17 protein-coding genes are annotated in these 17338 nt (G+C 55.4%); 7 read left to right on the forward strand and 10 right to left on the reverse strand.

The genetic code is table 11. The features are described from left to right. Nucleotides 1-177 precede the first annotated feature (177 nt). Complete coding sequence (locus ACJY2L_RS12970) at nucleotides 178-1293, reverse strand: branched-chain amino acid ABC transporter substrate-binding protein (RefSeq protein ID WP_439214170.1); 1116 nt, start codon at nucleotides 1291-1293, stop codon at nucleotides 178-180. A gap of 397 nt (nucleotides 1294-1690) precedes the next feature. On the opposite strand from ACJY2L_RS12970, the gene panM reads away from it, so the two are divergent. After that, on the forward strand, nucleotides 1691-2092 hold the full coding sequence (panM, locus tag ACJY2L_RS12975; protein ID WP_187488875.1) for an aspartate 1-decarboxylase autocleavage activator PanM: 402 nt from the start codon (nucleotides 1691-1693) through the stop codon (nucleotides 2090-2092). Nucleotides 2093-2152: 60 nt separating this feature from the next. On the opposite strand, the gene rpoH is transcribed toward panM, so the two are convergent. The 4 genes from rpoH to ftsY all read right to left on the reverse strand — a co-directional run bounded on the left by rpoH (nucleotide 2153) and on the right by ftsY (nucleotide 6446). Further along, nucleotides 2153-3010: an RNA polymerase sigma factor RpoH gene (gene rpoH, locus ACJY2L_RS12980; protein WP_067427102.1), complete on the reverse strand. Its 858-nt coding sequence runs from the start codon at nucleotides 3008-3010 to the stop codon at nucleotides 2153-2155. 244 nt (nucleotides 3011-3254) lie between these two features. Then, nucleotides 3255-4238: a permease-like cell division protein FtsX gene (ftsX, locus tag ACJY2L_RS12985; RefSeq protein ID WP_067427099.1), complete on the reverse strand. Its 984-nt coding sequence runs from the start codon at nucleotides 4236-4238 to the stop codon at nucleotides 3255-3257. Then, a complete protein-coding gene (gene ftsE, locus ACJY2L_RS12990; RefSeq protein WP_067427097.1) occupies nucleotides 4228-4896 on the reverse strand; it encodes a cell division ATP-binding protein FtsE in 669 nt (222 codons plus the stop codon). The genes ftsX and ftsE overlap by 11 nt, the downstream gene beginning before the upstream one ends. Nucleotides 4897-4901: 5 nt before the next feature. Next, nucleotides 4902-6446, reverse strand: coding sequence for a signal recognition particle-docking protein FtsY (gene ftsY / locus ACJY2L_RS12995; protein WP_439214182.1), 1545 nt, complete (start codon nucleotides 6444-6446; stop codon nucleotides 4902-4904). 184 nt (nucleotides 6447-6630) lie between these two features. On the opposite strand from ftsY, the gene rsmD reads away from it, so the two are divergent. Further along, complete coding sequence (rsmD, locus tag ACJY2L_RS13000) at nucleotides 6631-7230, forward strand: 16S rRNA (guanine(966)-N(2))-methyltransferase (RefSeq protein WP_439214171.1); 600 nt, start codon at nucleotides 6631-6633, stop codon at nucleotides 7228-7230. Next, nucleotides 7220-7489 (forward strand): DUF1145 family protein, encoded by a 270-nt coding sequence (locus ACJY2L_RS13005; RefSeq protein WP_067427092.1) that lies wholly within the window; start codon nucleotides 7220-7222, stop codon nucleotides 7487-7489. Before rsmD ends, ACJY2L_RS13005 begins: the two co-directional genes overlap by 11 nt. Nucleotides 7490-7512: 23 nt before the next feature. Here ACJY2L_RS13005 and ACJY2L_RS13010 read toward each other — a convergent pair whose 3' ends face one another. Continuing rightward, entirely contained in the window at nucleotides 7513-7878 is a 366-nt protein-coding gene (locus tag ACJY2L_RS13010) for a DUF2500 domain-containing protein (RefSeq protein ID WP_439214172.1), read from the reverse strand. Nucleotides 7879-8050: 172 nt separating this feature from the next. On the opposite strand from ACJY2L_RS13010, the gene ACJY2L_RS13015 reads away from it, so the two are divergent. Next, complete coding sequence (locus ACJY2L_RS13015; RefSeq protein WP_067427089.1) at nucleotides 8051-8680, forward strand: lysoplasmalogenase; 630 nt, start codon at nucleotides 8051-8053, stop codon at nucleotides 8678-8680. Between the two features lie 25 nt (nucleotides 8681-8705). Here the strand turns inward: ACJY2L_RS13015 and tusA are convergent, their stop codons facing one another. Next, entirely contained in the window at nucleotides 8706-8951 is a 246-nt protein-coding gene (gene tusA, locus ACJY2L_RS13020; protein WP_067435052.1) for a sulfurtransferase TusA, read from the reverse strand. A gap of 299 nt (nucleotides 8952-9250) precedes the next feature. Here tusA and ACJY2L_RS13025 point away from each other — a divergent pair, with 299 nt between their 5' ends. Together ACJY2L_RS13025 and ACJY2L_RS13030 are read left to right on the forward strand one after the other, a co-directional pair. Then, nucleotides 9251-9916 (forward strand): 7-cyano-7-deazaguanine/7-aminomethyl-7-deazaguanine transporter, encoded by a 666-nt coding sequence (locus ACJY2L_RS13025; RefSeq protein ID WP_067427085.1) that lies wholly within the window; start codon nucleotides 9251-9253, stop codon nucleotides 9914-9916. Between the two features lie 127 nt (nucleotides 9917-10043). Beyond that, nucleotides 10044-10601: a DcrB family lipoprotein gene (locus ACJY2L_RS13030; protein ID WP_439214173.1), complete on the forward strand. Its 558-nt coding sequence runs from the start codon at nucleotides 10044-10046 to the stop codon at nucleotides 10599-10601. A gap of 55 nt (nucleotides 10602-10656) precedes the next feature. Here ACJY2L_RS13030 and iolE read toward each other — a convergent pair whose 3' ends face one another. The 3 genes from iolE to iolD all read right to left on the reverse strand — a co-directional run bounded on the left by iolE (nucleotide 10657) and on the right by iolD (nucleotide 14610). Then, nucleotides 10657-11553, reverse strand: coding sequence for a myo-inosose-2 dehydratase (iolE, locus tag ACJY2L_RS13035; protein ID WP_439214174.1), 897 nt, complete (start codon nucleotides 11551-11553; stop codon nucleotides 10657-10659). A gap of 38 nt (nucleotides 11554-11591) precedes the next feature. Then, a complete protein-coding gene (locus ACJY2L_RS13040) occupies nucleotides 11592-12605 on the reverse strand; it encodes a Gfo/Idh/MocA family oxidoreductase (protein WP_439214175.1) in 1014 nt (337 codons plus the stop codon). Between the two features lie 64 nt (nucleotides 12606-12669). Next, a complete protein-coding gene (iolD, locus tag ACJY2L_RS13045) occupies nucleotides 12670-14610 on the reverse strand; it encodes a 3D-(3,5/4)-trihydroxycyclohexane-1,2-dione acylhydrolase (decyclizing) (protein WP_439214176.1) in 1941 nt (646 codons plus the stop codon). A 520-nt stretch (nucleotides 14611-15130) separates the two neighbouring features. Here iolD and ACJY2L_RS13050 point away from each other — a divergent pair. After that, entirely contained in the window at nucleotides 15131-17050 is a 1920-nt protein-coding gene (locus tag ACJY2L_RS13050) for a bifunctional 5-dehydro-2-deoxygluconokinase/5-dehydro-2-deoxyphosphogluconate aldolase (RefSeq protein WP_439214177.1), read from the forward strand. The last annotated feature ends 288 nt before the right edge of the window (nucleotides 17051-17338 follow it).

Consider the following 17338-nt stretch of genomic DNA (forward strand, 5'->3'; position numbering starts at 1 on the left):
AGGCTGGCAGAATGGCTTCTGCCAGCGTTACGTTTTACATCATCAACGGATTGGCGGCTGGCTGACGGCGCAATGCATGCGCCGTTTGCACCCGATCAACCTTGCTGTTTATCGCTAACGCGTTCGGGGCGCATGTCAGTCGATGCGCCCCGCGCCTTATCGGACACCAGGAGCGGGTTATTTCACTGCGGTAGAAGAGCCGTCGGCATGCCATTTGAACACGCCAAACTCAAAGCCTTTCAGATCGCCTTTCTGATCCCAGCTCAGGTCACCCATCACTGTTGGCACCGGAGCGCCCTCTTTCAGATTTTTAACGATGTCAGCTGGCTCTTCGCTTTTGCTGCGCTCCATGCCGGTTACCAGCGATTGCAGCGCCGCATAGGTAGTCCAGACGAACGGGCCGGTTGGATCTTTCTTATCGGCTTTCAGCGCATCAACGATAGTTTTGTTGGTTGGCACCTGATCGTAACGTTTTGGCAGCGTAACCAACATGCCTTCTGACGCGGCCCCGGCAATGTTAGAGAGCGAAGAGTTGCCGACGCCTTCCGGACCCATAAACTGCGTTTTCAGACCGGCAGCGCGCGCCTGGCGCAGAATCTGCCCCATTTCCGGGTAGTAACCGCCGAAATAGACGAAGTCGACGTTCTCTTTCTTCAGGCGTGCCACCAGCGTGGAGAAATCTTTATCGCCCGCGGTAACACCTTCGAACATCACTACGTTAGCGCCCGCTTTTTTCAGGCTGTCCTGAACAGAACGCGCCAGACCTTCGCCATACTGCTGTTTGTCGTGAATCACGGCGATGCGCTGCGGCTTGAGGTTATCCATCACATACTTCGCCGCCGTTGGGCCCTGATCGGAATCGAGGCCGGTGGTGCGCATGATCATTTTGTAGCCGCGAGTGGTGAGATCGGCATTGGTCGCCGCCGGGGTAATCATGATGATGCCTTCATCTTCATAGATATCAGATGCTGGCTGTGTAGAAGACGAGCAGAGGTGGCCAATGACGTAACGAATATTGTCATTGATCACTTTGTTGGCAACGGCCACCGCCTGTTTTGGATCACAGGCGTCATCATATTGTACGCCGACCAGTTTGTTGCCATTGACGCCGCCTTTGGCATTAATGTCCGCGATAGCCTGCTTGGCCCCGGTGAATTCCATGTCGCCATACTGCGCAACAGGACCGGAAAGTGCGCCAACGATCGCCACTTTGATATCTTTTGCCAGTGCCGCATGGCTCATCGCCAGTGCTACGCAACCTGCCAGAAATGCATTACTTTTACCGATCTTCATCCACACTTCCCCATCTGTTGTGCTTGCCAGGTAGTCATACTTGCGCCGGTAAATTATTAAAAATCGTTGTTGTATAACGAGTTAGGGTAATTATCCGGCGGTTATAAGTAATAACACTTTATTTTTCAGATCATTAAACAGGAATTTTCTGCTGCAAATCAAATGACACATCCAGAAACTGTTGGGGCTCGCAGCATATTTATCTGGCGCTTTAATGACATTAATTGGTCATTTGCCAGCGCGTTATGCTGCCTCTCAGAAAGAAGTATGGGTGTTTGCTCGGAAATTGCGCGCTGTAAAAATCACTTTGCTCTGTTTTTGTACAAAAAAACTTACAGATGATTTTGTGCGCCGGTTCGCTACACTAGCCAGCTCTTTTCCAACTGATGGCGGCCGCATGAAACTGACTATTCTTCCTTTACAGCACTTCAGCGCACAGGACAGGATCGATCTGCAAAAGATCTGGCCGGATGAAGATATTTCCGCGCTGGCGGCCCGACTGAATGCCACGCATCGCGTCTACGCTGCGCGCTTCAACGATCGTTTACTGGCGGCTTTGCAGCTGGAGATTGCTGGCACGCAGGGAAAAATTCGGCGGCTTAACGTGCGCGATGTTACGCGCAGGCGCGGCGTGGGAGGCTATTTACTGGAAGAGACGCTGACGCAAAACCCGTCGGTGGATCACTGGTGGGTGGCAGATGATGGCTATGATGAACAGCAGGTGATTGCCGCCTTTATGCAGGCGTGTGATTTCAGAGCGCAGGCGGATGGCTGGGTGAAAAACGTCGAGCACGACTAAACCGCGCGCAAAAAAAAGCGGCCCGTTAAGGCCGCTCTCTTCATATCATTATCGTTGCCGTCAGGCTTCGATCGCCATACGCAGTTTTTTCATGGCATTTTTTTCCAGCTGGCGCACACGCTCTGCGGAAACGCCGTAGGTGTCGGCCAGTTCCTGCAGGGTGGTTTTATTGTCGTCATCCAGCCAGCGGGCGCGAATAATATGTTGGCTACGTTCATCCAGCCCCAGCATCGCATCGCTGAGTTTGTCCGCCGCATGGCTTTCCCAGTTATCCTCTTCAATGCCGTCGGCAAAGTCAGAGGTTTTATCCTGCAGGTAAAGCACCGGCGCCATGGACTTGCCTTCGCTGGCGTCGTCATCGGCTGACATATCAAACGTCATATCCTGCGCCGCCATGCGTGATTCCATCTCGCGGACATCTTTGCTGGAAACGCCCAGCTCGCGGGCGACCATTTCCACTTCATCCTGATTAAACCAGCCGAGACGCTGCTTGGTTTTGCGCAGGTTGAAGAACAGCTTACGCTGGGCCTTGGTGGTGGCAACCTTCACGATGCGCCAGTTACGCAGCACATACTCGTGAATTTCCGCTTTAATCCAGTGCACGGCGAAAGAAACCAGACGCACGCCCACTTCCGGATTAAAACGACGCACCGCTTTCATCAGGCCGATATTGCCTTCCTGAATCAGGTCCGCCTGCGGCAAGCCATAGCCCGAATAGTTACGAGCGATATGAACAACAAAGCGTAGGTGAGACAGGATCAGCGTCTTAGCCGCATCCAGATCGCCCTGGTAATGCAGCCGTTCAGCCAGCGCTTTTTCCTCTTCTGCCGTTAACATCGGCCAGACATTGGCAGCCCGAATATACGATTCCAGGTTACCAAGAGGAGCAATAGCTAAAGTTTGCATTTCTTTGGTCATTCAAACCCTCTCAATATAGTGATGTTGATGCACAATCCCTGTCAGGTCGATTACATTACGTCAATCGCCATCCCGTGCTGAAAGCTTTCTGTGCTACTTTGACCGCAAAGTTATCCACAAGTTCGCGTACTATTGTGGATATTTTAAACACAATTGCAAGTGGGGAAAAGTCTGAGTTGGAAGCTTCCTCTGCGGCCACTCTCGCGCAGCAGAGGAAGATTATAGCAAAAAAGATGACGATGGGTTACTGAGGTGTAAATCGGCGTAAATGTTGTACCGTTGCCAGCCATGCAGCAACCCAACCAATGATCGCGGCGATCAACAGCAGCAGCAGGCACTCATCCCACGACAGCCCTTTCAGTACGAAAGAGGTGCCAAATACGGAAGCCACCTGCAACACCACCGATTCCAGCCTGAACACCAGAATTTCTGACAGCAGCAGCGAGAACAGCGCGCCCGCAAAACCGAGCAGCGCGCCGCCATACAAAAACGGACGCAGGATAAAGCCGTCGGTGGCACCAATCAGCTTCTGCACGTTAATGGTATCGCGCCGTGAGAAAATGCTCAGTCGCACGCTGTTGCCGATCACCAGGAACACCGCCACGATCATCAGCACGCCAATCATCGCCGCAACCTGACCGACCAGACCGGTCAGCGCCGCCAGACGAGCAAACCAGCTGTCATCCATACGGACTTCATCAACGCCATCCACTTTTTCTACCCGCTCGCGCAGGCTCTGCATGGTGTTGTCATTCTGGAAGTTCAGCTTCGGCGTGATGATCGCCACCGCGGGCAGCGGGTTCTGCTCTAACATATCCAGCGATCCGCCAAAACCGGACCAGTTGCGGAACTCGCCCATCGCTTCATCGCGGGTTAAATAGTTAACTTTGTCGACGCCCTCTTCCTGCTTCAGCTGCGTCACTACTTTTTCCGCGGCGTCGTCATCCAGCGTCTTCGACAGATAAACAGTCAGCTGCGGCGCCGGATACCACTGCTCGGCTGCCTGGCTAACGTTTTTCCACACCATGTAGCAGACGCTGGGCAAGGTTAACGAAATGGCGATCACCATCACCGTCAGCAGCGTAGCCAGCGGCTGACGCCACATATCCGACAGCGTGCCGCGCCAGGCGTAGCGCCACTGTTCCTGCCAGCCACCTTTCAGCGCCTTGCTCTTTGACTGTACTTTCGCTTTGGGTGCTGGCGCACGCTTGTTGCGTTTATTGACCATCGTTGCCTCCGTGCAGCCGTCCCTGTTTCAGGTTCATCAGCCGATAGTTGCGGCGGGCAATCAGACCCAAATCGTGCGTTGCCATTAAGACCGTTACGCCCACGCGGTTAAATTCTTCAAACAGCCGCAGAATATCTTCTGACAGCGCATTATCGAGATTACCGGTAGGTTCATCGGCCAGCAGCACCGCCGGCTTGTTCACCACCGCACGCGCAATGCCTACGCGCTGCTGTTCACCGCCGGAGAGTTGAATAGGAAAACTTTTCGCTTTGTCGAGCAGGCCCACTTTATCCAGCGCGGCTGACACGCGACGGCGAATATCTTCTCCGCTGGCACCCGAAATAATCAGTGGAATCGCGACGTTGTCATACACGCTACGATCCATCAGCAGATGGTGATCCTGAAAAATCATGCCGATCTGACGACGCAGAAACGGCACTTCGCTGTTTTTCAGTCGGCTAATGTCATGACCACCGAACCAAATCTTGCCCGCGCTTGGCCGCTCAATGCCGCAAATCAGCTTAAGCAGCGTACTTTTACCGGCGCCGGAATGGCCGGTCAGAAACGCCATTTCTGCCGGGCGCAGATGAAAATCCACGCCCTGCAACGCTTGTCGGCCGCCGAGATAAGCCTTACTGACCTCTTCAAAGCGAATCATCCTAATTAGTCCTCTCGGGCAAACAGTGCCTCAATAAAATCCTCAGCCTTGAAAGGCCGTAAATCTTCGATGCCTTCACCGACGCCGATATAGCGGATCGGAATGTTGAACTGGTCAGCTACCGAGAAAATCACGCCGCCTTTGGCCGTGCCGTCCAGCTTGGTCAGCGTAATGCCGGTCAGGCCCACCGCCTCATGGAACAGTTTGGTCTGGCTGATGGCGTTCTGGCCGGTGCTGGCGTCAATAGTCAGCATCACCTCGTGCGGTGCATCGACATCGAGTTTTTTCATCACGCGCGTGATTTTTTTCAGCTCTTCCATCAGGTGCGCTTTGTTCTGCAAACGTCCGGCGGTATCAGCGATCAATACATCCACGCCGCGCGCTTTGGCCGCCTGAATGGCGTCAAAAATCACCGAAGCGGAATCTGCGCCGGTATGTTGAGCCACCACGGAAATATTATTGCGCTGGCCCCATACCTGTAACTGCTCAACTGCCGCGGCGCGGAAGGTATCGCCTGCCGCCAGCATCACCGATTTGCCTTCAGCCTGATACTGACGCGCCAGCTTACCGATGGTAGTGGTTTTACCCACGCCGTTCACGCCAACCATCAGGATCACAAACGGCGCTTTACCTGCGACATTCAGCGGCGCTTCTACCGTCGCCAGAATGCCTGCCATCTCGGTTTTCAGCAGACCATACAGCGCTTCAGCGTCGCGCAGCTGCTTGCGGTTCGCCTGCTGCGTTAAGTTGGTGATAATGCGGCGCGTGGTTTCTACGCCAACGTCGGCAATCAACAGCTGCTCTTCCAGCTCTTCAAACAGCTCGTCATCAATTTTCTTACCGCGGAACAGGCTGATAAAGCCCGACCCCAGATTTTGCCGGGTTTTGACCAGGCTGCGCTTGAGGCGGGCAAAGAAGCCCTCTTTGGTTGGACGATCCTGCTCAACAGGCAGCACAGCCGCTTCCACGTCATCTGCCGGTTCGATCTCTTCGACAATCGCGTCAGAATGTGCAGCAACCGGCTCAACGTTTGTGGCAATCACGTCAGGATGTGCGTCAACCGGCTCAACCTCTGCGACAATCGCTTCCGGATGAGCGGCAGCCGGTTCAGCCTCTACGGCAATCGCTTCCGGATGTTCATCGGCCAGCGCCAGCGCGGCCAGTTCGTCATCGCTGAGCGGCGCATCGGGTTCAATCTCCAGCTCGCCGATGGCCAGCGCGGTTAATTCTTCTTCTGAAATGGGTGCGGCCGTTGGCGGCGCCGCGATTTCGTCATCCGGTGCGCCGGTTTGCACAGAGAAGGCTTCAGCATTCACCGTCTCGTTATCCCGCGGCGGCGCTTCTTTTGCTACCGGCTCTGACTGGACTTTCTCCGCCTCGGCCACCTTTTCAGTGATAGCAACGATCTCTTCGGCCTGAACCTCTGCTGGAGTCTCAACGTGCTCGGGTGCGAGCTGTTCAGTTTCCTGCGTTTCTGCTGGCTGTTGCGGCGTCTCTTCCTTACCGAAACCCAGCCAGGAGAAAAAGCCACGTTTTTTATCTTTTGCCATGGTGCGACCAAACTCCTTGATGGCTAAAACCCGGACAACGGTGCGCCAGGCTGCGAAAACAAGCATATAATAAGCCTGTTAGTCTAACACTTTCCTGCCAACGCGACACAGCACCCTTTTTACGTTTCCTCCGCCGGTTTCGCCCGTTAAACTACGCAACAAATTATGACGAGTTGTGAGCAAGATGATTAAGAAAACACGCAGCACCGGACAAATTCGTATTATTGCCGGACAGTGGCGCGGCCGTAAGTTACCGGTGCCTGACAGCGCCGGTCTGCGCCCCACCACCGATCGCGTCCGCGAAACCCTGTTTAACTGGCTGTCAGCGGATATTCAGCAGGCGCGCTGTCTGGATTGCTTCGCTGGCAGCGGTGCGCTGGGGCTGGAAGCGCTGTCACGCTATGCCGCGTCGGTCACGCTGCTGGAACTGGAGAAGCCGGTGGCTCAGCAGCTGCAAAAAAACCTCAGCGCGCTGAATGCCGAGAATGGCCGCGTGGTGCAGGCCAATGCGCTGAGCTGGCTGGCACAGGCTGGCGAACCGCATGATGTGGTGTTTATCGATCCGCCTTTTCGCAAAGGCCTGCTGGAACAGACGCTCAGCCTGCTGGAGCAGCATGGCTGGCTGGCAGAGAACGCGCTGATTTACGTGGAAAGTGAAGTGGAAAATGGCATGCCGCCCGTGCCGGTAAACTGGAATCTGCACCGCGAGAAAATTGCCGGTCAGGTTGCGTATCGTCTTTATGCTCGTCAGGCATCACGTCAGGAGAAGACGCATGTGGCTTAATATCGGTCGGCTGTTAATGCTGTTTGTTTGGGCCTTTTTATTGTTAAACGTGGTTCATCCCTTTCCGAAACCGCTGACCTACTTCGTGAACGTGGCGCTGTTTTTCATGGTCATTATGCATGGCTTGCAACTGGTGCTGCTGCGCGCAACGCAGCCCAAAGATGCGCCAAAGCTCAGTGGCCTGACGCAGGCGAAGATCTTCTTCTTCGGCGTATTTGAACTGCTGGCGTGGCAGAAAAAGCACTATCCCAAACAGTAACAAGGGCGCCGCGGCGCCTTTTTTTAACGTGCGGAGTGCAGCTGGGGCGTAAAGCTGACGAAGCGCGACCCCTGTACCTTCAGCTCGCCTTTCACCCCTTTATCCATCTGATGATAATCACTGGCGCACAGCGGCAGCTTAAAATCGCCGGCGCCGTTCAGCGGATGGAACCAGGCTTCATAGCGCATGGTTTCACCGGCAATCACTTCGCGCTGCCGCGAATGGCGGTTGGGAGAGGGAAACTCCTGCTTGTTTTTCACTTCGACCGCCAGTGAACGCACCGGCGAAGCATTGTTGATCACCGCCTCGCGACGCTGCTTGATAAACTGCCGCGTAGCCAGAATCGCAATGCATGCCAGAACGATAAAAAAGAGGATCGGTGGCTTCATAATATCTCTCACGCTGTTCAGGAATCGGGTAATGGCTTTTTCGCCGGCCAAAAGGATACATCCAGAGTACGCCCATTGTCACATCGCGATCTCATCTCCTAAACTTGAGGCGACATTATGGGAATGTTATTTGACTCACCGGGCACACCGCCCTGTTTAAAAGGAAATGGTAATGCTGTGGTCTTTTCTTGCCGTACTTTTCTCCGGATGGCTCTACGTTGACGCCTCTTACCGCGGGCCACAATGGCAGCGCTGGGTTTTTAAACCGGTTACGCTGCTGCTGTTAGTGGCGCTGGCGTGGCAATCGCCGACGCTCACCACCACCGATTATTTAATCATCTTTGGCCTGGTGGCGACGCTGGCAGGCGATGCGCTGATGCTGCTGCCGCGCCAGCGTATGCTGTGGGCGCTGGGCGCGTTCTTCCTGTCGCACCTGTTTTACACCATCAGTTTTGCCGCCAACATGACCGTGACCTTCTTCTGGCCGATTCCGCTGGCGCTGCTGATCATCGGTGCGCTACTGATTGCCACCATCTGGACACGACTGGAAGATCTGCGCTGGCCAATCTGTACTTTTATCGGCATGACGCTGGTGATGGTCTGGATGGCGGCCGAGCAATATACCTTCCGGCCTACCGACTACACCTTCACGCTGGTTGCGGGCGCGTCACTGCTGCTGCTGGCCAATATCATCTGGTTCGGCACGCACTTTCGCCGTCGCTTTACCGCAGACAGCGCCATCGTTGCCGCCTGCTATTTTGCCGGCCACTTCCTGATCGTGCGTTCCCTCTACCTGCTGTAATCTCACCAGGCGGCCCTGCGCCGCCTTATAATCCCTTCTTCAGCAGATAACGATACGGCAGGCTGTCGGTATGCTGCGCAATCAGCTGGTGCTCCATAAACTGACAAAATCCGGGAATATCGCGCGTGGTAGCTGGATCGTCGGCGATAATCAGCAACGTTTCGCCGTCAGCCATCTGGCGCACGGTTTTTCTGACCATCATGACCGGCTCCGGGCAGCGCAGCCCAAGCGCGTCCAACGTCTTATCAGCATCGGCGAAAATATCGCTCATCATCTCTCTCTCGCAGGGGGAATGGCCGCACATTTTACCCCTGACGCCACCGGGCGCAAGCCGTGTGGTCAACGATATCGTTTGCGCTAAAATTAACCATTGCATTAACGCCCTGTCGCGGTAAGATGCGGCGCGTTTTATGAGCAATTGTGCTGTTATGCGCAGGCAGCAACCGCTGCGCTGGCTTATAGATCACGTTATCCATAGCTGGCGATGTCACGCCGCAGCAACGTCGTTGCCGCGCGATATCGCAGACAATGACCAATGGGTTCCCTAACCCCACTTAAAAAAGGCTTATCATGATTCGTTTCACCGAACGTCAGCGTATGCATGCGCTGATTGGGCTCTCCCTGTTCCATCTGTTAGTGATCATCTCCAGCAACTATCTGGTGCAACTGCCGATCGCTATTTTCGGCTTTCATACCACCTGGGGCGCGTTCAGCTTTCCGTTTATTTTTCTCGCCACCGACCTCACCGTGCGTATTTTTGGCGCGCCGCTGGCCCGTCGCATCATTCTGGCGGTGATGATTCCGGCGTTGCTGATCTCCTATTGTGTCTCCGCCGCCTTTTATGAAGGGCAGTGGCAGGGATTCGCCGCGCTGAAAGAGATGAACCTGTTTGTTGCGCGTATCGCCTGCGCCAGCTTTATGGCTTATGCGCTGGGGCAGATTCTGGATGTGCACGTCTTTAACCGTCTGCGCGCGCTGCCGCAGTGGTGGGTTGCTCCTGCCGCCGCCATGTTCCTCGGCAACATCAGCGATACGCTGGCGTTCTTCTTTATCGCCTTCTACAAAAGCACCGATGCGTTCATGGCGCAGAACTGGGTCGAGATCGCCCTGGTGGATTACAGCTTCAAGGTGCTTATCTGCATGGTGTTCTTCCTGCCGGCTTATGGCGTGCTGCTCAATGCGGCGCTGAAGCGTCTGGCTGAACGTTCCGAGCGGCGTGCGCTTAATTTCAGCTAGCGGAGCATGGTGAAGCCGCGCGTCAGCAGCTAAGATTCTGTCACTCATGGCGAGTTGCTTTTAGTGGCTGATTCAGATTCTATAGCTGCAGCAACACACCTGTTCGCAAACTGATAAAGGGATCCTGATGCGTAACGTAGCGAAATATATAGGAATTGGTTTACTGGTGGTCGGTCTGGCCGCCTGTGATCAAAAAACGGACAAGGCCGCCGCTGATGATAATGGCGCCAGCGCCAGTCAGACGTCGCAAAATGTCACGTTAATGGATGGCAAACTGAGCTTTACGCTGCCAGCAGGCATGTCTGACAAGAGCGGCAAACTGGGCACGCAGGCGAATAATATGCACGTTTACGCCAATGAAGGCGGCGAAAAGGCGATTATTGTCATTGAAGGCGATGCCACCAACGATGGCCTCGACGTGCTGGCGCAGCGACTGGAAGCGCAGCAGCGTAACCGCGATCCGCAGCTTCAGGTGGTCAGCAACAAGGCGATCACGCTGAAAGGCCAGCCAGCACAGCGTCTTGATTCTGTGGTGTCTGCCAAGAACCAGTCTTCCTGGTCATCGGTGATTTTAGCCAAAGTCGACGGCAAGCTGTTGACCATGCAGATCAGCCTGCCCGCTGACAACCAGCAGCAGGCGCAGACCGAAGCGGAAAATATCGTTAATACCGTGACGCTGAAGTAATAAAAAAGGGCGGCATTATGCCGCCCTTCCCACGTTTTATCTCCGCATCACCCGATTAGATCCCGGCGGTTTCACGAATATATTTTCGTGCTTTTACCGCATATTCAAACGGGTTGGCCAGCGCCGGATCCTGCTCAGCTTCCACCACCATCCAGCCAGTGTATCCACGCTCATCCAGCAGCGCGAACACCGGACGGAAATCGATCACGCCATCGCCAGGCACGGTAAACGTACCGGCGCGCACGCCATCCAGAAACGACTTCCTCTCGTTGCGAATCTGCGCCACCACGTCATCGCGTACGTCTTTCAGGTGCACGTGATTAATACGCGGCAGATAGCGATCCAGAATCGCTAACATCTCCTGCTGGCTGCCCTCAGAGTAATAGGCATGGCCGGTATCGTAGAGCAAAAAGACGTTGTCATTGGTTTCTGCCAGGAAACGATCGATCTCAGCGCGCGTCTGAATGCCGGTGCCCATATGATGATGCAACGCCACCTGCATGCCTTTTTCCGCCGCGATTTCAGCTAATTCGTTATAGCCTTCGGCGGTCAGCCGCCACTCTTCGTCGGTGAAATGCGGCTTGTCATCAAACACCGCCAGCGTAGTGCCCTGAATGCTTTTGCTCTGTTCAGAGCAGCCGATCACTTTGGCGCCCATGGCGTGCAGAAAGTTCATGTGATTGATGAACTCATCAATGGTTCTGGCCTTATCGCCATTGGCAAAGAAGGTGCTGAACCAGGCGTTGCAGATCTGTATGCCGCGGATTTCCAGCATCGGTTTTAACACCGCCGGATCGCGCGGATATTTGCTGCCCACTTCGCTGCCGGTGAATCCTGCCAGCGCCATTTCACTGACCGTTTGCTGGAAAGTATTTTCGCTACCCAGCTCCGGCATATCGTCGTTGGTCCAACCAATAGGCGCAATGGCCAGCTTTACCCGTTCACTGTTCATGATCGTTTCCTGAAGACGCGAGCGTCCAGAGAGAGAAATTAGCGGTTATAAAACTCAGGGCGCGGCGGCATTTCGACCGTCTCAATGATGCCGCTGTTCTGCGCTTTCAGGCAGGCATCAGCCGCTACCGAAGCCGCAAAACCGTCCCAGGCAGAAGGCCCGGTGAGCTGGCCAGCATGCACATCGTTGATAAAAGCCTGCAGCTCAACGTCGTAGGCATCGATGAAGCGATCTTTCCAGTCGGTCAGAATCGAAGTGGAGAGGCGCGCATCTTTGCGCAGCTGCACACTGGACGGCTCCGGCAAGCGAGCGATGCCGTTTTCACCCACGACTTCACATTGAATGTCATAGCCGTAGGCGCAGTTCACAAACACTTCAACATCAATGCGCACGCCTTTCTGCGTTTCAAACAGCACGATCTGCGGATCTTTCAGGCGAGCATGCGTTTTAGAGGTCACGCGTGGATAGACCACCTGCACCGATTTAAAATCGTCATCGGTCAGCCAGCGCAGCACGTCCAGCTCGTGAATCAACGTGCTGGTGATCGCCATATCGGTGGTATAGCTTTCCGGCACGGTTGGGTTACGGTGCGCGCAGTGCAGCATCAGCGGCTCGCCAATCTCGCCGTCGACGATCACTTTTTTCAGCGCGCGGTAACCGGCATCGTAAGGGCGCATAAAGCCGACCTGCACCAGACGTTTGCCGTGCTGAATCTCCGCGTCAACGATGCGGCGACAGCCTTCAGCGCTCAGCGCCAGCGGCTTTTCACAAAACACCGGCTTGCCTGCGGCCACAGCGGCCAGGGTAAAGGCTTCGTGGGTGGGATCCCATGAGGTCACCAGCACCGCATCGACATCCGGTGAATTGATCACCTCAAAGCCGTCGGCGTAAACTTCCGCCTGCAGATCAAGCCTGCGCAGCGTTTCGCGTGCACCATCAACGTTGATGTCGGATACCGCCACTACGGTGGCACCCTGCAGCACTTTGCTGCAGCGACGAATATGTTCCTGGCCGATTGCGCCAGTGCCGATTACGCCAAGTTTGAGCGTCATAATGACTCCAGATTACAGGGTTCAGAGGGTTATCCGGGGCCGTTGCCAGCCCCTGTCGGGAAAATCAGTATTTGCGCGCCTGGGCAAGGTGCTCATCGAGCATGGTCGCCACGGCATCAACACGTTCAGATTGTGAAACGCGCGCACCGCCGACGTTCCACCAGCTGAAATATTTGTGAATCATGGTTTTCGGCAGCACCTTGACGTCAATCAACGTGGAAACCGTCTGTTTTTGCGCATCTTCCAGCGCCTGTTGCAGCTGCTCCAGCGTGCTGACGCGGTAGGTTTTACAGCCGTAACCGGCGGCGATAGCGGCAAAATCCACCGGCACAAAACCGCCGTTCAGCGCCTGCGTTTCGCTGTCGCGGAAGCGGAATTCGGTGGTGAAGCTGTCCATGCCGTGCTCCATCTGCAAATTGTTAATGCAGCCGTTGGTCATGTTGTCGAACAGCACTACGTTGATTTTTGCCCGTTCCTGAATAGAGGTCACCAGCTCGGAGTGCAGCATCATGAAGGAGCCATCGCCTACCAGCGTAAACACCTCGCGCTGTGGCTCTGCCAGCTTGACGCCCAGCGAGGCGTTAACTTCGTAGCCCATGCAGGAGTAGCCATATTCCACGTGATAGCCGTTGTAATCCTGAGTACGCCACATGCGCTGAAGATCGCCCGGCAGGCTACCGGCTGCCGCAACGATGACCGCGTCCTTTGGCAACTGCTCGTTAAGCGTGCCGAGGACGCTGCTTTGCGTAAGAAAAGAGTTCGTCAGGCGATTAAACTCCGCCCACACCGCCTCGCGATCGAGATGATCATCAATTTCCGGCACAAAGCCTTCGCCGCTGTAGACCGCGGCGTAAACGCGCTGCGTCTCCTTCAACAGCTTGCTCTGCGCCTGCTCAATCTGTGCGCCCCAGCCGCTGTTGAAACCCTGAGCCGCCAGCCGTGCATCCAGTGCGCTCAGCCCTTCCCGCGCATCAGCCAGCAGCTGCACGCCATCCAGCTTGTAGCTGTCAAAATTACTGACGTTGATGTTGAGGAAGCTCACATCCGGATGTTGAAAAATCCATTTCGACGCGGTGGTGAAATCGGTGTAGCGCGTGCCTACGCCAATAACCAGATCGGCCTCTTTGGCCAGCAGGTTAGCCGCGAGACAACCGGTTTCGCCGACGCCGCCGACGTTAAGCGGGTGGTCAGACACCAGCGTACCCTTGCCTGCCTGCGTTTCTGCGAAGGGTATCTGATGGCGTTCGGCAAAGGCGCGTAGCGCGTCACCCGCACCGGAATATTTCACCCCGCCGCCGCAAATAATCAGCGGTTTGCGTTTTGTCGCCAGCAGCGCCAGCGCATCCTGTAGCTGCGCCTCAACCGGCAGGCGGCGATCCAGACGGTGCACCCGTTTCTGAAAGAAATAGTCCGGATAATCCCAGGCTTCGCCCTGCACGTCCTGCGGCAAGGAGAGCGTTACCGCGCCGGTTTCTGCCGGATCGGTCAGCACGCGCATAGCATTAATGCAGGCGGTCATCAGCTGCTCCGGACGGCTGACGCGATCCCAGTATTTGCTGACCGCACGAAAGGCGTCGTTGGTGCTGATGCTCAGATCGTGGCTCTGCTCAATCTGCTGCAATACCGGATCGGGCTGGCGGGTGGCAAACACGTCGCCCGGCAGCAGCAGCAGCGGAATACGGTTGGCGGTCGCGGTGGCCGCCGCGGTAATCATGTTGGCCGCGCCCGGTCCGACAGACGAGGAACAGGCGATAATCTGACGACGTAATTTCTGTTTGGCAAAACCGATCGCCGCGTGCGCCATTCCCTGCTCGTTACGGCCCTGGTAAACCATCAGCTCACCACGATCCTGTTCCAGCGCCTGTCCCAGTCCCAGCACGTTGCCATGACCGAAAATAGCGAAAATGCCGTGGACGAATTTGCTCTCCACGCCATCAACATTGATGAATTGGTTATCGAGGAATTTCACCAGCGCCTGTGCCGTGGTTAATCTGATGGTGCCCATGGGATTATCCTTTACGAGTAAGTCACCGCCTGCCAGCAGTGAGCGTCAGGCCGCCTGATGAGACGGCTTAAAAGTGAAACGTGAGGCGATTATAAACAAATATTTTTTTCATAAAATATGATTACAGAAGAAACATTTCATTTTGCGAGTGAGATCAAATATTGAAATGAAACGGTGATCTTCGTCAGTATCAGCGCGCTTCTGATGAAACAGACCATTCAATCATGGCGATTAGCTGAAAAGTATTTCATCCGCTCATGCCGCGCCTTGCCGCTGCTGTAACGGCAGATCAGGCTAATTTATTCTCTTCTGCTGCCTTTTATTGCAGGTAACAAACGGCTTGCTGCTGCGTGAAGAGTTTTAGCTTACTCACACTTTTGAGGTGAACATTTCATTCCATATTGTTTTTGGAATATTTATTCCTCATACTCCCTGAACATAATTACGCCTGGCCAGTCAGGCAACAGCTCTGGATGTCCGGGCTGGCGATGTCTGCTTATTACAGAAGGAAATCACAGGTATGAGTACACAACAGAAGCGGCTTGATGTGATCTGTATTGGCCGCATAGCCGTTGATCTTTATGGTCAGCAAATCGGTGCGCGGCTGGAAGATATGAGCACATTCGCGAAATATCTTGGCGGCTCGTCGGGCAACGTGGCCTATGGCACCGCGATTCAGGGGCTGAAATCCGCCATGCTGGCGCGGGTTGGCGATGAACATAACGGCCGCTTTCTGCGCGAATCGTTGCAGCGCGTCGGTTGTGATACCGAATACCTGATTACCGATCCGGCGCGGCTCACCGGGTTGGTGATGCTGGGCATCAAAGATGAAGAGACCTTTCCGCTGATTTTCTACCGCGATAACTGTGCCGATATGGCGCTGAAGCCGGATGATATCGATGAAGAGTACATTCGCTCAGCCCGTGCGGTGGCCGTGACCGGCACCCATCTTTCCCATCCGGACACCCGCGCGGCGGTGGTTAAAGCGCTGGATATTGCGCGCCGTCACGGCCTGCGCACCGCGCTGGATATTGACTATCGTCCGGTGCTGTGGGGATTAACCTCGTTGGGCGACGGCGAAACACGCTTTATCGAATCGCAACAGGTGACGCAGCAGCTCCAGGAAGTGATGCACTACTTCGATCTGATTGTCGGCACCGAAGAGGAGTTCCATATCGCGGGCGGCAGCACCGACACGCTCACCGCGCTTAAAAACATTCGTCAGTCGAGCAACGCCACGCTGGTCTGTAAACGCGGCCCGCTTGGCTGCGTGGTATTTGAAGCGGCAATTCCCGACAGCTGGGAAGCGACCACGCTACACAGCGGCGTGCGCGTTGAGGTGCTGAACGTGCTGGGTGCTGGCGATGCCTTTATGTCTGGTCTGCTGCGGGGTTGGTTGAATGATGAAGGCTGGACGCAGGCCTGTCGTTATGCCAACGCCTGCGGCGCATTAGTGGTCTCGCGCCACGGCTGTGCACCGGCCATGCCAACCAAAGAGGAGCTGGATGATTATCTCAGCCGCGATCGCGACGTACCGCGTCCCGACCGTGATGCACGGCTCAATCATCTGCACCGCGTGACCACTCGCCAGCGCCAATGGCCTGAACTGTGCGTATTTGCCTTCGACCATCGCAAACAGCTGGCGGACATGGCGCGTGAAGCGGGGGTGGATGAAACACGTATTCCGCAGCTGAAACTACTGCTGTTAAAAGGCGCCGAAGCCGCCGCCAGTGAAGCGGGTCTCGGCGATCGCAGCGGTATTCTGGCGGATACCACTTACGGCCAACCCGCGCTCAATGCCATCACCGGTAAAGGTTGGTGGATTGGTCGCCCGATTGAATTACCCAGTTCACGGCCGCTGCGCCTTGAGCATGGCAATATCGGCTCACAGCTGATCGACTGGCCGCAGGAGCACGTGGTGAAGTGCCTGGTGTTCTATCATCCACAGGATGTCGCCGCGATGCGTCAGGAGCAGGACGATCTGGTGCTCGACGTCTGGCGTGGCTGTAATAAATCGGGTCATGAACTGCTGCTGGAAGTGATTCTGCCGGAAGATAACGCCGATCGCGATGAAGCGCACTATGTTGAAATTATCCGCCACTTTTACCAGCTCGGCGTACAGCCCGACTGGTGGAAGCTGCCGCCAATGTCCGCGCCGCGTTGGCAGCAAATCAGCCAGCTTATTGAGCAGAACGATCCGCACTGCCGCGGTATCCTGCTGCTGGGCCTGGATGCGCCAGAAGCCCAGCTCAAAGCCGGTTTTGCCGCCGCCGCTCAGGCACCCTGGGTGAAAGGTTTTGCCGTCGGTCGCACCATTTTCGGCCAGCCCTCACGTCAGTGGCTGCAGGGTGAGCTCAGCGATGAGGCGCTGATTCAGCAGGTGAAAGAGAATTACCTGACGCTGATCGGCTACTGGCGGGAAGCCAGGGGAACGGTTTAGTGGTGCCCGGAGGCGGGCGGCCTTTTTAAGGCAACGGCCATTTTGTTCTGCCTTGCAGGCGGCTCGTTTAAAGGCCAGGTCAACGGCCATTTCGTTCTGCCTTGCTGGCGGCTCTTAAGGTCAACGTCTTTAAGGTCAACGGCCATTTCGTTCTGCCTTGCAGGCGGCTTTTAAGGTCAACGTCTTTAAGGTCAACGGCCATTTCGTTCTGCCTTGCAGGCAGCTCGCTTAAAGGCCAGGTCAACGGCCATTTCGTTCTGCCCTTCGGGCCGCCCGAGCAGGGGCGGC

This window comes from Duffyella sp. Ts4 (genome assembly GCF_051851875.1).
GTDB classification, from domain to species: domain Bacteria; phylum Pseudomonadota; class Gammaproteobacteria; order Enterobacterales; family Enterobacteriaceae; genus Duffyella; species Duffyella gerundensis.

Excerpts from the sequence above, each read along its gene's own strand:
- ACJY2L_RS13040 (WP_439214175.1), bottom strand. The coding sequence starts at position 12,605 with ATGACGCTCAAACTTGGCGTAATCGGCACTGGCGCAATCGGCCAGGAA.
- tusA (WP_067435052.1), bottom strand. The coding sequence starts at position 8,951 with ATGAGCGATATTTTCGCCGATGCTGATAAGACGTTGGACGCGCTTGGG.
- panM (WP_187488875.1), top strand. The coding sequence starts at position 1,691 with ATGAAACTGACTATTCTTCCTTTACAGCACTTCAGCGCACAGGACAGG.
- rpoH (WP_067427102.1), bottom strand. The coding sequence starts at position 3,010 with ATGACCAAAGAAATGCAAACTTTAGCTATTGCTCCTCTTGGTAACCTG.
- rsmD (WP_439214171.1), top strand. The coding sequence starts at position 6,631 with ATGATTAAGAAAACACGCAGCACCGGACAAATTCGTATTATTGCCGGA.
- ACJY2L_RS13005 (WP_067427092.1), top strand. The coding sequence starts at position 7,220 with ATGTGGCTTAATATCGGTCGGCTGTTAATGCTGTTTGTTTGGGCCTTT.
- ACJY2L_RS12970 (WP_439214170.1), bottom strand. The coding sequence starts at position 1,293 with ATGAAGATCGGTAAAAGTAATGCATTTCTGGCAGGTTGCGTAGCACTG.
- iolD (WP_439214176.1), bottom strand. The coding sequence starts at position 14,610 with ATGGGCACCATCAGATTAACCACGGCACAGGCGCTGGTGAAATTCCTC.
- ftsX (WP_067427099.1), bottom strand. The coding sequence starts at position 4,238 with ATGGTCAATAAACGCAACAAGCGTGCGCCAGCACCCAAAGCGAAAGTA.
- ACJY2L_RS13030 (WP_439214173.1), top strand. The coding sequence starts at position 10,044 with ATGCGTAACGTAGCGAAATATATAGGAATTGGTTTACTGGTGGTCGGT.
- iolE (WP_439214174.1), bottom strand. The coding sequence starts at position 11,553 with ATGAACAGTGAACGGGTAAAGCTGGCCATTGCGCCTATTGGTTGGACC.
- ACJY2L_RS13015 (WP_067427089.1), top strand. The coding sequence starts at position 8,051 with ATGCTGTGGTCTTTTCTTGCCGTACTTTTCTCCGGATGGCTCTACGTT.
- ACJY2L_RS13050 (WP_439214177.1), top strand. The coding sequence starts at position 15,131 with ATGAGTACACAACAGAAGCGGCTTGATGTGATCTGTATTGGCCGCATA.
- ACJY2L_RS13010 (WP_439214172.1), bottom strand. The coding sequence starts at position 7,878 with ATGAAGCCACCGATCCTCTTTTTTATCGTTCTGGCATGCATTGCGATT.
- ftsE (WP_067427097.1), bottom strand. The coding sequence starts at position 4,896 with ATGATTCGCTTTGAAGAGGTCAGTAAGGCTTATCTCGGCGGCCGACAA.
- ACJY2L_RS13025 (WP_067427085.1), top strand. The coding sequence starts at position 9,251 with ATGATTCGTTTCACCGAACGTCAGCGTATGCATGCGCTGATTGGGCTC.
- ftsY (WP_439214182.1), bottom strand. The coding sequence starts at position 6,446 with ATGGCAAAAGATAAAAAACGTGGCTTTTTCTCCTGGCTGGGTTTCGGT.